Origin of the sequence: Flavobacterium nitratireducens (assembly GCF_029625335.1) — a bacterium.
Classification (GTDB): domain Bacteria; phylum Bacteroidota; class Bacteroidia; order Flavobacteriales; family Flavobacteriaceae; genus Flavobacterium; species Flavobacterium nitratireducens.
Genome location: NZ_CP121111.1, coordinates 2,530,648 through 2,543,695 on the forward strand (window position 1 = coordinate 2,530,648; position 13,048 = coordinate 2,543,695).

At 32.9% G+C, this 13,048-nt stretch carries 15 protein-coding genes and 1 pseudogene; 6 read left to right on the plus strand and 10 right to left on the minus strand.

Annotated features, from left to right (window positions below):
• The first annotated feature begins 53 nt into the window (after positions 1-53).
• Positions 54-401 carry a YegP family protein gene (locus P5P90_RS11835; protein ID WP_278034878.1) on the plus strand — a complete coding sequence of 116 codons (348 nt, stop codon included), beginning with the start codon at positions 54-56 and terminating at the stop codon, positions 399-401.
• A gap of 99 nt (positions 402-500) precedes the next feature.
• On the opposite strand, the gene P5P90_RS11840 is transcribed toward P5P90_RS11835, so the two are convergent.
• From P5P90_RS11840 to P5P90_RS11850, 3 genes and pseudogenes are all read right to left on the minus strand, one after another.
• On the minus strand, positions 501-707 hold the full coding sequence (locus P5P90_RS11840) for a hypothetical protein (protein ID WP_278034879.1): 207 nt from the start codon (positions 705-707) through the stop codon (positions 501-503).
• 179 nt (positions 708-886) lie between these two features.
• Positions 887-3,060 (minus strand): annotated as a pseudogene (locus tag P5P90_RS14360) (S46 family peptidase).
• Positions 3,061-3,099: 39 nt separating this feature from the next.
• Positions 3,100-4,332 (minus strand): 3-deoxy-D-manno-octulosonic acid transferase, encoded by a 1,233-nt coding sequence (locus tag P5P90_RS11850; protein WP_278036521.1) that lies wholly within the window; start codon positions 4,330-4,332, stop codon positions 3,100-3,102.
• A 155-nt stretch (positions 4,333-4,487) separates the two neighbouring features.
• Here P5P90_RS11850 and P5P90_RS11855 point away from each other — a divergent pair, with 155 nt between their 5' ends.
• The 4 genes from P5P90_RS11855 to P5P90_RS11870 all read left to right on the plus strand — a co-directional run bounded on the left by P5P90_RS11855 (position 4,488) and on the right by P5P90_RS11870 (position 6,678).
• Entirely contained in the window at positions 4,488-5,621 is a 1,134-nt protein-coding gene (locus P5P90_RS11855) for a DegT/DnrJ/EryC1/StrS family aminotransferase (protein ID WP_278034880.1), read from the plus strand.
• 2 nt (positions 5,622-5,623) lie between these two features.
• Positions 5,624-6,067 (plus strand): nuclear transport factor 2 family protein, encoded by a 444-nt coding sequence (locus tag P5P90_RS11860; RefSeq protein ID WP_278034881.1) that lies wholly within the window; start codon positions 5,624-5,626, stop codon positions 6,065-6,067.
• A 105-nt stretch (positions 6,068-6,172) separates the two neighbouring features.
• Positions 6,173-6,370 carry a hypothetical protein gene (locus P5P90_RS11865; protein WP_278034882.1) on the plus strand — a complete coding sequence of 66 codons (198 nt, stop codon included), beginning with the start codon at positions 6,173-6,175 and terminating at the stop codon, positions 6,368-6,370.
• The gene (locus P5P90_RS11870) at positions 6,358-6,678 is read left to right on the plus strand and encodes a hypothetical protein (RefSeq protein WP_278034883.1); all 321 of its coding nucleotides are present in this window, start codon (positions 6,358-6,360) and stop codon (positions 6,676-6,678) included. The genes P5P90_RS11865 and P5P90_RS11870 overlap by 13 nt, the downstream gene beginning before the upstream one ends.
• A 36-nt stretch (positions 6,679-6,714) precedes the next feature.
• Here P5P90_RS11870 and P5P90_RS11875 read toward each other — a convergent pair whose 3' ends face one another.
• The 7 genes from P5P90_RS11875 to P5P90_RS11905 form a co-directional block, all read right to left on the minus strand.
• The gene (locus P5P90_RS11875; protein ID WP_278034884.1) at positions 6,715-7,098 is read right to left on the minus strand and encodes a DUF3037 domain-containing protein; all 384 of its coding nucleotides are present in this window, start codon (positions 7,096-7,098) and stop codon (positions 6,715-6,717) included.
• Positions 7,076-7,864: a HipA family kinase gene (locus P5P90_RS11880; RefSeq protein ID WP_278034885.1), complete on the minus strand. Its 789-nt coding sequence runs from the start codon at positions 7,862-7,864 to the stop codon at positions 7,076-7,078. The genes P5P90_RS11875 and P5P90_RS11880 overlap by 23 nt, the downstream gene beginning before the upstream one ends.
• A gap of 159 nt (positions 7,865-8,023) precedes the next feature.
• Positions 8,024-8,896, minus strand: coding sequence for an ACP S-malonyltransferase (gene fabD / locus P5P90_RS11885; protein ID WP_278034886.1), 873 nt, complete (start codon positions 8,894-8,896; stop codon positions 8,024-8,026).
• Positions 8,897-9,071: 175 nt separating this feature from the next.
• Positions 9,072-9,599, minus strand: a complete 528-nt coding sequence (locus P5P90_RS11890; RefSeq protein WP_278034887.1) for a YceI family protein — start codon at positions 9,597-9,599, stop codon at positions 9,072-9,074.
• 145 nt (positions 9,600-9,744) lie between these two features.
• The gene (locus P5P90_RS11895; protein WP_340696471.1) at positions 9,745-10,653 is read right to left on the minus strand and encodes a HAMP domain-containing sensor histidine kinase; all 909 of its coding nucleotides are present in this window, start codon (positions 10,651-10,653) and stop codon (positions 9,745-9,747) included.
• Entirely contained in the window at positions 10,602-11,123 is a 522-nt protein-coding gene (locus P5P90_RS11900; protein ID WP_278034888.1) for a hypothetical protein, read from the minus strand. Before P5P90_RS11900 ends, P5P90_RS11895 begins: the two co-directional genes overlap by 52 nt.
• A gap of 3 nt (positions 11,124-11,126) precedes the next feature.
• On the minus strand, positions 11,127-11,801 hold the full coding sequence (locus tag P5P90_RS11905; protein WP_278034889.1) for a response regulator transcription factor: 675 nt from the start codon (positions 11,799-11,801) through the stop codon (positions 11,127-11,129).
• A 540-nt stretch (positions 11,802-12,341) separates the two neighbouring features.
• On the opposite strand from P5P90_RS11905, the gene P5P90_RS11910 reads away from it, so the two are divergent.
• On the plus strand, positions 12,342-12,845 hold the full coding sequence (locus P5P90_RS11910; protein WP_278034890.1) for a CAP domain-containing protein: 504 nt from the start codon (positions 12,342-12,344) through the stop codon (positions 12,843-12,845).
• The last annotated feature ends 203 nt before the right edge of the window (positions 12,846-13,048 follow it).

A 13,048-nucleotide genomic window follows, 5' to 3' on the forward strand; every position in this document is an offset into this window, starting at 1 on the left:
GAATTCTGAATCCTTGGGATCTGGAATTTTTAAAAATTGGAATTTAATAAAATATGGGGACTTTTGTTATTAGTAAAAGATTTAGCGGGGATTATAAATTTGAGTTTACTTCTAGAAAAGGGAAAACTATATTTACGAGTAATGCGTATGAATTAAGAATGGATTGTGAGGCAGATGCAGAGTATTTGCGATCTGTATTTGATTCCTGTTCTTTTGTGAAATTTAAGACTTCTAAAGGGAAGTTTTTCTTTCGTGTGGTAGTAGATGGCAAAGTGATGGCTGTAAGTAGAAAATACAGTACTGAATTGATGGTGCAAAAAGGTATTGATGAGATTGTAAAATATGGAGCTAAGTCAGAGATACTGGACTTTGCGAACAATGATTTTGAATTTATTGATTGATTTAATTCAGGTCGTTCTTGTTTAGAATGTAATTTGACTTATGGGTATAAAAAAAGCCGTCACAATGTGAACGGCTTATTTTTTTACTGTAATTTAAAATTACTCAGCAGCTGGAGCTTCAGCAGCTGGAGCAGCAGCAGTTGTATCAGCAGCAGCAGCAGCAGTGTCAGCAGCAACAGCAGTTGTGTCAACAGTTTCTACAGCAGTTGTATCAGCAGCAACTTCTTCAGTAGCAGCCTCAGCTTTTTTACAAGATACAACAGATAATACAGCAACTACAGCTAAACTTAAAAATACTTTTTTCATCTTACTTTATTATAAAAGGTTAATTATTAATTCGTGGCAAAGATATAAAATTTTTAATATGTAAAATATTTTTTCGCTTTTTTTTGAAAAAATAATGAGCCAAATTTCTCGTGTATCTTAGTGCCTCCTTGTGTTTAGCTTTTAGTTTCTTTTTTTTGATATACAGTAGATTGTAAGTTCTATTTTAATTTGAGCTTACTATGTTTTACGGTTCTTTTCTTTTTAGGATGCACTAATTTTAATTCGTTAATTAAATTTTGAGCTCCAGCGTATTTGTCGATGATAAATAAAATGTAGCGAGCGTCTACCATTATGTTTCTGCAAATACTAGGATCGTAGTAGATATCACTCATGGTTCCTTCCCAAACACGGTCAAAATTGAGTCCTATAAGATTCCCTTTGGCATCAATAGCGGGACTACCTGAATTTCCTCCGGTAGTATGATTGGTTCCAATAAAATTCAAAGGCATTTGGCCATTTTCGCCATAGATTCCATAATCCTTTTTGTTGAATAAATCGATTAGTTTTGGTGATACATCAAATTCATAATCTCCTGGAATATATTTTTCCATTACACCATCTAAGTAACTAATGGGTTTATAAATAGTAGCGTCTTTCGGTTCGTATCCTTTTACTTTCCCATAAGTAACTCTTAATGTGCCATTGGCATCTGGAAAAATACGGCTGTCTTTGTTAAGTTTTAATTGTGCTTTCATGTAGCTTCTTTGTAAAGAAGTTATCTTTAAATTCAAAGCATCGTATTTTGGAAGAATTTCAGAATGGTATTTAATACTTAATTCTTTTACGAGCTGGAATGCTTTGTCTTGATTAATCGCATTAAGAACTGTTTTAGCATCTCCAGTCAATAATTGTTTGAAATCTTCGTAGTTGGATAATTTTGTTGATGTATAAATTTCTGTAGTAAGTTTTTTAGCATCTACATTGTTTAGACTTTGTGGTAAAAATGATTTAGGTGATTTAGTTGCATATAAACTAATAAGCTGTTCAAAAACATCTCTGTCAACTTTAGCACTGAAATTTTTGTAGAAACCAGAAAGCCCTGCAATTAAATTGTTTTTACGATCATTAAATGATTGTTCACCTTGAATTAGGTAGACTTGCTCTAATTGGTATAAATTGTAAGCAACTTTCAATAACTCTGTATTTCGTAATACTATTTCTTGGAAATAATCTCTGGCTAAGGCATAAGGAGCTATTTCAGTATAGTTTTTTTCGAAATCATTTAAAAGATTTCCATATTCTTTTTGCTTTCCTGCTTGGATAACTTTGTCAAGGAATTTTTTTCTGCTTCTTGTTTTTTGGCTATTGCATTTGATTTTTTTATTCCTTGGCTTTCACCAATCCATTTTTTCCAATAATTGGCAATACTGGCATATTTTGAAGCGTACTGAATTTTTATAGCGTTGTCTTCTCTCATATAACCGTCGGCTACTTTGAGTGCTTTATCTCTGATTTCAATTTTTGCAGGATTTAATTCGTTAACTATCTGGTTGATGGCAACAGCAGCTAGGTATTCGTTTGTGTTACCTGGATATCCAAAAACTAGGGTAAAATCGTCTTCGGCTACACCGTCCAACGAAATTGGTAAAAAATGTTTGGGAGTATAAGGAACATTGTCTTTCGAATACGGAGCTGGTTTGTTGTTTTTGTCAGCGTAAATTCTGAAAATTGAAAAATCGCCTGTGTGACGTGGCCAAACCCAGTTGTCTGTATCAGAACCAAATTTTCCGATAGAAGATGGTGGTGCGCCTACCAAACGAACATCGGTAAAGGTTTCCGTTACAAAAAGCATGTATTGATTCCCTTCGTAAAACGTACGAATTTTGTTTTCTTGCCAACTTTCTTTTGGGAAATTTTTGCTAATTGCAGCGATGTTATTTTGGATTTTTTTCTGTTTTTCAGCTTCGTTTGTAATAGAAGCCGTTCCCTCTAAAACCATATTTGTTACATCTTCTATTTTTACTATAAAAGTTACATACAAGTCTTTGTTAGGCAATTCGTCTTCCGTTTTAAATGCCCAAAAACCATCCGCAAGATAATCGTGTTCTACTGTTGAATGCGATTGAATTTGTGCATATCCACAATGGTGATTAGTAAGTAATAATCCTTTAGGCGAAATCACCTCAGAGGTACAACCTCCATTAAATTGAGGAACAGCATCTTTTAAACTGGATTGATTCACATCATAAATATCTTTGATAGACATTTTCATTCCTAAATTCTTCATTTCAGTTGCATTCATGCCGTCTAATAAAGAGGGTATCCACATCCCGCCCTGTTGCGCTTGGGTTTGAATTACGAATAGGACAAGTATAAGTTTTAAAAAATTCATAGGTTTAAATTGAGTTGTTTTTCAAAAATATTTTTGCGGTTATTTTGTAATTATTTTCAATATTAAGTTTGTTGCTCCTTTGTTTTGTGATACAAATTCTTTACAAATTTTTCCTTTGTTTTTTCGCAGATTACTATCGGTAATTAAATTATCAAAAATGCTTTTTAATTCCTCTTGGTTATGAATAGAAATACAGCCTTTAATGTTTACAAGAGAAATGGCTTCGGCAAAATGAGAGTAATTTGGACCAATAACGATTGGAACGCCAAAGGTTGCAGGTTCTAAGAGATTGTGTACTCCAGGATTGCCAAATCCTCCTCCTACATAGGCAATATCGGCATAACTGTATATTTTAGTTAGGATACCAATAGTGTCAATGATAAACACCTCAAATTCAGATAGACTTTTGTTTTCTCTTTCGCTAAAAAGGACCGTTTTTTTGCGAATATTATTTTTTAATTGTTGAATTTGCTCCCCTTTGATGTTATGGGGTGCAATAATGAATTTTATCTTATCCTCACACGAATTGATGTAATCTATTAGTAATTCTTCGTCTTTAGGCCACGAACTCCCGATGACTATCGTAGTTGTGTTGTTTTTAAATTGATCGATAAAGACAAGGGAATTGTCTTTTTCTAAAATTGCAGCAACTCGGTCAAAACGGGTGTCGCCAGAAACAATGACATTCGTTTTTCCTAATTGATTGAGTAGCTTTTTAGAGCTTTCATTCTGAACAAAAAAGAATGTAAACGTATCTAAAGCCTTTCTGTAAAACTGACCGTACCATTTAAAAAACATTTGGTTTTCTCTGAAAATACCAGAAATCAAATAGGTTGGAATGTTTGATTTTTTAAGTTCGTTGAGATAGTTTGGCCAATATTCGTATTTGATAAAAAATGCCATTTCAGGATGAACGAGTTTGAGGAATTTTTGTGCATTACCTTTAGTGTCCATCGGCAGATAAACAGTTGCATCAGCAATGGTGTTGTTTTTTCGAACTTCATAACCTGATGGAGAAAAAAAGCTAAGAACTATTTTATGCGAAGGATATTTTTCTTTTATTTTTTCAATAACGGGTAGTCCTTGTTCGTATTCGCCTAAAGAGGCAGCATGAAACCAAATCGTTTTGTCGTTTTTGCTTATTTTTTGCGAAAGCGTAATAAATACCTCTTTTCTTCCTAAAACGAACAGCTTTATTTTAGGATTAAAAAAGGCGACTATTTTTAAGAAAAAGTCAGCAATTGTTATGATGAAATTGTAGAGAAAAAGCATTTGTGTAATTTTTGCGGCTAAATTACGTTTTCTTTGGCTTAAAATCATTGGTTTGAAATCAATATTAGCTATTTTTGTTTCCCTTTTGTGAAAGTTTTGTTGTTTCCTAATTCGTGTAAAAACAACAACTTTTGAAACTATTTAATAAAATTGAAATGAAGAAAATTCAAATGGTTGACTTGAAGAGTCAATACGATAAAATTGCTACTACTGTTAATACTTCTATCCAAGAAGTTTTGGATACTAACACTTATATCAATGGGCCTCAGGTGCAACAATTTCAAAAATCCTTGGAGGATTATTTGGGTGTAAAACATGTAATTCCATGTGCTAATGGTACCGATGCGTTGCAAATTGCAATGATGGGATTAGGTTTGCAACCGGGTGATGAGGTAATAACTGCCGATTTTACTTTTGCGGCAACTGTTGAAGTGATTGCTTTGTTGCAATTAACTCCAGTTTTAGTAGATGTGGATGTGGATAGCATGAATATTTCATTAGAAAGAATTAAAGCAGCAATTACTCCTAAAACCAAAGCAATTGTTCCTGTTCATTTATTTGGTCGTGCGGCTAATATGGATGAAATTATGGAATTAGCTGCAGAACATAATTTGTTTGTTATCGAAGATAATGCACAGGCAATAGGTGCCGATTATGTTTCGGCTGAAGGGACAAAATCAAAAATTGGAACTATTGGTCATGTAGCAGCGACTTCGTTCTTTCCGTCTAAAAACTTAGGATGTTACGGAGATGGTGGAGCTATTTTTACCAATGATGATGCTTTAGCACATACGATTCGTGGGATTGTAAATCATGGAATGTACGAGCGTTACCACCATGATGTAGTAGGCGTTAATTCAAGATTAGATAGTATTCAGGCTGCTGTTTTGAATGCAAAATTGCCTTTTTTGAATGATTATAACAAAGCGCGTCGTGAAGCTGCAACAAAGTACAATGCAGCATTGTCATCGCATCCTAACATTATTACGCCTTCATTTGATGCTAATGAGAACAATCACGTTTTTCATCAATATACATTACGAATTATCGATAAAGACAGAAATGGTTTGATGCAGCATTTGTTGAGCAAAGGAATTCCTTGTGCTATTTATTATCCAATTCCTTTGCATTCGCAAAAAGCCTATGTTGATGTGCGTTATAAAGAAGAAGATTTTCCTGTGACTAATCAGTTGGTTAAAGAGGTAATTTCGTTACCAATGCACACCGAATTAGACGATGAACAAATTCAATTTATTACCGATTCTGTTTTAGAATTTTTAAATCAATAATTATGAAAAAGTCTTTATTAGTGATAGCCTTGTTTGTGATTAGCTTTTCAAATTGGGCGCAATCTTCAAGTATTTCAAACGAAGAAACTGCGGTTGCTAATAGAGTAGAGGCTTTTCGTAAAGTCTTGATTGACCCGGCGGTTACATCTTTAAAAGAAATAACGTCGAAAGATTTAAGTTATGGACATTCTAGCGGAATTTTACAAAATCAGGAAGCCTTTATTGAAAAATTAATGAACGGCGAATCGGATTTTGTATCTATTGAATTTCAAAACCAAACTATCCAAATTAGTGGAGATGTTGCTGTAGTTAGACACAATCTGCTTGCACATACTAAAGATAGCGGAGTAGAGAAGGATATCAAAATTGGTAATGTTTTAATTTGGCAAAAAATAAAAGGAAAATGGTTGTTAATCGCCAGACAAGCGTTTAAATTACCTTCCTAAAATATAATAGTATTTTTTAAATCCCAAATTAGCCACTGCCAATTTGGGATTTTTTCGTTAAAGGAAATAGTTGTAACTTCGTTATAGTTTAAAAATAAGAAGATTATGAATGCCAAAGGGAAAAAATCTAAAATAGATCAAGTCGAGGAGGAAATCACTTCTTACGAACGAATTATAACTAAACAAAAAGGAATTAATCCTGAAGCTTTTGATTTTGATGCTGAATTTAAAAAAGGCTATACTCCTGAGGAATTCAAAGAGGAAATGTTGAAACGAATTAAGGCATATCCTTGGAAAAAATAATATTTAAAGAGGAAATATTAATTTATTTTGATGAATTAATCTATATTCTTTTCTTGGAAGAGTATTTCGGTTATGTCGAAAATGCGCAACAATACGTTGATAAAATTGTAAATTTTATTATTAATGATATTTCAAGTTTTCCCTCGAAAAAATCACCTTCAAAATTACAATACTTAGGCTCTAATTACATTTTTTATAAATCGAATACCAGAACCACTTGGTATATTTTCTTTGAAAAAAGAGCTACTAATTTTTTGATTACCGGAATAATCAATAATCATTGTGAAGAAGCAAAAGAGTTTAAATGAAAATTCCTCCAAACCTTAGGTCAAGAGGAATCTTTTTTATATTACTAATTCGTTGTATAATTTGTCAAAGGTTTTGTCTAAATCCGTACTAAATCCAGAATGCGGTCTTGAGGTCTGGATACTTGAGCTTTTTACCGCTGTTAACCATCTAAAGCGTTCGTCTTTTTCTAATTGAGCAATAGGGCCAGCATTTTTTTTGCCTTCGCAAATGGCAACAAAAGAATCTAAATTAATCTTGAGTTGGTCTAGATCAAATTCTTTACAAAAAGAACTGATTTTTTCAGATGGGATTTGATATTGAATACGTAAATATTTTTGACGCTTGCAATATAGCATCAAACCGACATTGATAAATTCTTCGCGTTCTACTCTGGGTACTACACGAAGGACAGCATAATCATATAAGTGTTTTTCGTGCATCTTGAGCTTGTTTTAAAAATACTTCTGCGTTTTGTAAGCGTAGGCTTAAAAACTGAAAATAAATTGCTTTAATTTCTTCAGCTGTTATGGATTGGTCGTCCCATTGTAACCAGTCTTCTGGTATCTGATTTACGATTTCTTTCAAAAAAGAATCGTTCAATAATTTCGTAAATTCTTGATGTGTTTCTTCTAGTTTTGAGGCCTTCGGTAACAAAACATGATCTTTTATTAAAGCAAACGGAGTAGTGGCTGTTTTTTCCCAATTCGTCCATGAATGATGAAAGTAAAAAGAAGCGCCATGGTCAATTAACCAAAGTTCTTTTTTCCAAATTAAAAGATTGGTATTTTTGAAGGTTCTATCAACATTGGTTATAAAGGCATCTAACCAAACAATTTTAGATGCTAATAAAGCTTCACATTCATTGGCTGCGGCATCATAAGAGATAGCTCCAGACAAATAATGCAAACCAAGATTTAGTCCTTGGCTAAATTTTAATAAATCTTGAATTTCTTCATCGGCTTCTGTTCTACCAAAAGCTTCGTCAAGTTCACAGAAAACCAATTCAGGAACGGGTAGTCCAAGAAATTTTGCAATTTGACCTCCTAAAAATTCGGCAATTAATGCTTTTACACCATGACCAGCTCCTCTAAATTTTAGTACATATTTAAAATCGTCATCCGCTTCTGCCAAGGCAGGTAAGGAACCTCCCTCTCGCAATGGAGTGATATAACGGATAACGTTTACAGTTCGTAAATTTGAAATCATAAAAAAAATGCTTAGAACAAAGATAGCTAAAATTACAGCTGTTATTCTATTAAGGATTCCGTTGTAAACTGTTTTAAAATAAAAATCCTCATCAAACTAAGTTCGTGAGGATTCATAATTTTATTAACTGATCACTAAAAACTGATCACTGAATACTATTTAAGCATTTGCGGTAGCCGCTTCTTTATTGATTTTACCAATTAATCCCGTTAATACTTTTCCTGGTCCCACTTCAGTAAACAAAGTAGCACCATCAGCAATCATTTGTTGTACAGATTGTGTCCATTTTACAGGAGCAGTCAATTGAATAATTAAGTTTTTTTTGATTTCATCTGCATCCGAAACAGCCGATGCAGTTACGTTTTGGTACACGGGACAAATGGGAGTAGAGAAAGTAGTTGCTTCAATTGCAGCAGCTAATTCTTCTCTTGCTGGTTCCATCATTGGAGAGTGAAAAGCACCACCAACTGGCAATAATAAAGCACGTTTTGCACCTGCTTCTTTCATTTTTTCGCAAGCCAATTCAACTGCTTTAAATTCTCCTGAAATTACTAATTGTCCAGGGCAGTTATAGTTAGCTGCCACGACTACACCGTCGATTGATGCACAAACTTCTTCTACAACATTATCAGCTAATCCTAAAACAGCAGCCATAGTTGAAGGCGTTATTTCGCAAGCTTTTTGCATCGCTAAAGCTCTTTGAGAAACTAATTTTAATCCGTCTTCAAAAGACAAAGCACCATTAGCCACTAAAGCTGAAAATTCTCCTAATGAGTGACCTGCTACCATTTCTGGTTTGAAATCTTCTAAAGTTTTAGCTAAAATTACAGAGTGTAAAAATACCGCTGGTTGTGTTACTTTAGTTTCTTTCAATTCTTCTGCAGTCCCTTCAAACATGATGTCTGTAATGCGGAAACCTAATATTTCGTTTGCTTTCTCAAACAATTCTTTTGCCAAAGGAGACTTTTCATATAAGTCTTTACCCATTCCGGTAAACTGAGCTCCTTGTCCTGGAAATACGTATGCTTTCATCTGTATTTATTTAATTTTTTATAAAAAGATTGAATTTTAGATTCAAATGGGATGCAAAAGTACTATTTTTTTAGAATTTATAGTGAATCATCTAGTTGGAGCAAAAAAATAAACCTCTACACTTCTTCTTGAAGTCTAGAGGTTTTAGGATAAATTAAAAGGGTTTGAATTTAATTTATAGTTTTATTACTTGCAATTCGATGTTAAATTTAACTTCTTCCCCTACCAAAACACCACCTGTTTCTAATGCAGAGTTCCAGTTTAAACCCCAGTCTTTACGATTTATTTTTCCACCGATATTCAATCCTGCTTTTGTATTTCCCCAAGGATCTTTCATTAAACCGCTAAATTCTGCTGGAAGTATTACCGATTTTGTTATTCCTTTAATACTTAAATCACCAGCTAGTTCATAATCATCTCCTTTTTTGGTAAATGAAGTAGCTTTGAAAGTTAGTTTAGGATGGTTTTCGGCGTCAAAAAAATCAGCACTTTTAAGGTGATTATCTCTATCTGTATTATTTGTATTGATAGAATCGATGTTGGCTTCAAATTCAATTGTTGCGGTTTCGAAGTTGTCATCTTCTGTAGTAATAGTTGCTTCGTATTCGTTGAATTTTCCCGAAACATTAGTAAACATCATGTGTTTAACTTTAAATCCAATTTCTGAGTGAGTAGCGTCAATTGCCCATTTTGTAGTTGCCATAATTATATGTTTTAATATTGTTTTAATTTGATAAAACAAATTTACTACGGCAATAGCAGTAGGACACTTAACCTAGATTAAGAAATGAAAAAACTACCTAATATGGGAGTTAGATAGTTTTAAGATGTTAAGTAGTAGTGTCCAATTATTTTTTGGGTTTACGATTGCTTTTTTCAAATGTGATAGTAACTACGGTTCCTTTTCCTGTTTCTGATTGAATTTGTAATTCGCCATTATGCATTCTGATAATTTTCATAGCAAGGGGCAAACCTAATCCATAGCCATTGTATTTAGAAGCGATTTTTCCTCTAAAGAAGGGTTCGTAAAGGTAAGGTACATCCTCTGGTGGAATTCCAATTCCTATATCGGTTATGACAATTTTAATTCGAGAATCATCAACCATTAGATTTACAAATACTTCGTCATTATCGGAATATTTTACTGCATTCGAAATAATATTATTTAAGGCTAATTCCAGCAATGGAATGTTGCAAGGAATGGTCAATAACGCTTCGTTTTCCGGTATCGAATTTAATTTAATATTCACTCGGTTGTTTGGGAACAAAGTGTCAATAGATGCTTTTACTTCCAGCAAAATCTCGTCTATGCGAGCTTCGTCGAGCACTTGTTTGGTGCCGTCATATCCTGTTTGAGTCAGTTTTAAAAGACTTTCTGTAAGCTTGCCTAACTTGGAGGCTTGTTTGTTAATGTTTTCAAGAGAAGTCACATATTCTTCTGTTTCTCTTTCTTTCAAGAGCATGATTTCGGTTTCGGCAATAATGGTCGTAATTGGTGTTTTGAGTTCATGCGATGCATTATTAATAAAGTTAGCTTGGATTTCAAACGAAGTTTCCAATCGGTCGAGCATATCGTTGAAGGTTTTTGTCAAATCGGAAATCTCATCCTTTCCATCCGTGTCGGCCAAGCGATTGTGTAGGTTGGACGCGCTTATGCGGTGTACTTCGTTTGTGATTCTGGCGATAGGGTCAATGACTCTTCGGGCTAAGAATTTTCCAAAAAGAAAGCTAAAACTATAAAAGCGATACCACCAAATATTAAAATTTGTAAAATATAAATGGTGTTAGTATTTCCTCTACGGTCTATAGCTGTAACAATTACTATGTGTTTTTGATTTGCTTCGTTAAAAATTTGGCCATAATAATAACGGTGATTTTCCTCGATCCAGCTAGAACCGTTTTTCATTATGGTGCTATAAAATTCAGGAGGAAGGTGTAAGTTAGTATTGTATTCAAAAGTGTTTTCGCTATTTACTTTTAAAATAAAATCTTTTTCTTCGACTAATTCCTCAAGGCCTTTTTTTCTAAAATCTTTGAGATATTGTTTGTGTTCTTGATTTTTTTGGTAATAAGCTGATGAGGCAATTTTAGCCCTGTCCTGAAGCCTTTTGATAAAATAATATTGGTTATTTTGTTTGAACAGCGAAAAAATAACAATGCATAAAAGCAAGGTGCTAAAACTCGAAAGCGCAATATAAGTAATCGTTATTTTTTTTCTAATTTGCATGTGTTAGGATTTAATGATGTAGCCCAAACCTTTGATAGTTTGAATTAATTTAACCGAATAAGGTTTGTCTATTTTGTTTCTCAAGTAGTTGATATACACATCGACTACATTGGTGTTCATGTCAAAATTAATATCCCAAACATTTTCTAATATGTTTTCTCGGGACAAAATTTTTCCAGCATTACGGGCCAAATAATACAATAAATTAAATTCTTTAGCGGTGAGCTGTATGATTTCGCCTTTCCTTTTAACTGATTTCGCTCGATTGTCAATTTCTAAATCCTCAATTTGAATCAAACTGTTAGGGCGGTGTTCCTGAGTTGATCTTCTAGCTAGAGCTGCAATTCTGGCTTCTAATTCAGAAAATTTAAAAGGTTTTACAAGGTAATCGTCGGCACCGGAATTGAGACCTGTAACAATGTTTTCGGTTGTTCCCAGTGCTGTTAAAAGCAGAATAGGAACAAAGTTTTTTTCGGCTCTTAATCGGTGGCAAATATCGATCCCGTTGCTATCAGGAAGCATAATATCCATAACAACAACATCAAAATTAGTATTCGAAATCATTTCTAATGCGGTAGTTCCGTCAAGAGCTACGCTTACGTCATTGTCTTTTTCCGAAAGTCCTTTTCGTAAAATAGATAAAAGATTGGGTTCGTCTTCAACAATGAGTAGTTTCATAAATTGATTTTTTTCTTTTCAAAAATAAATATTGTCTTCTTAATAATTAGCAAAAATGGTTTTTATCTTTTTCATTTATTAAAAAGTTTTGAGTTGAAATCTATTTATAAAACAGATATTCCAGTACTTAAAAACGGTAAAGAAATCATAAGCCGAAAAGTATTTCAGGTTCTAAATTTTCAATCAATCCAGGAAAACCCCTAAAAATTTTTGTGAATTGTTGCGTGTACTCCATTATACCAGACGAAGTATTTAAAGTGATGTTTTTTTGTTGTTAATCTTTATTTGTGGTGTTATCTGTTTGATAATAGGAGTGTTATAAAAATAGTCGTTTTTCAGGTAATGTGATTTTAGGTAAAGATTTTTTTTAGTGTCAAAATATAATTATTCTGAAAGAAAAAAGTGATTTAAATATAAAAAACATGCATTTCATCGATTTTTTTACGCTTTTTATCGATATTATTGTTAGGTTTGTACTCGAATTAAAACAGATAGTTCTAACAAAATATTTTTGATTTATTAAATTAATTATTTTTTAAAATGAGAAAAACACTTGCTTATTTAATTTTGTTTCCAGCAGTATTATTTACAATGAATTCATGTTCTTCTGATTCATCAGAAGCAACTGCAGATTCTACCAGTGCAGTAATTGTTGAAAATTATACTTATAGTGATATCGAATTAGAGACGTTGAAGTTGGTTAATGATTATAGAGTAAGTGTTGGTTTAAATCCATTAGAAAAAATAAATCATATTTCATTTAAATCAGAAGAGCATGATTATTATATGATTGACAAAAAAGTGGTGAGTCATGATGGTTTTACAGATAGAGCCAATAATATTATGAAAGTATTAGGAGCTAAAAGTGTGGGAGAAAATATAGCCTATAATTATAATAGCCCAAAAGCAGCTGTGACAGCATGGTTGAATAGTCCTGCGCATAAAGAAAACATTGTTGGTAATTATACTCATTTTGGGATTTCTATCAGAGAGGATGCTGCTACAGGTAAAAAGTATTACACTAACATTTTTGTGAAAATGTAAATTAGTTTTTCGTATAAATATAAAAGGGCAATAATCCCCCAATTATATTCTCTTAGTTATTTATAAAAAAAGAGGTTGCATTCCCCCAAATGCAACCTTCTTTTTTTATGTGTAATTGCCATTTCTTCATCAAAAAAAAAAGACACTCTATAAAATGTTTAATTCAGGATTTCTGTTTTTCCTATCTCTAAAATTGAGAGACT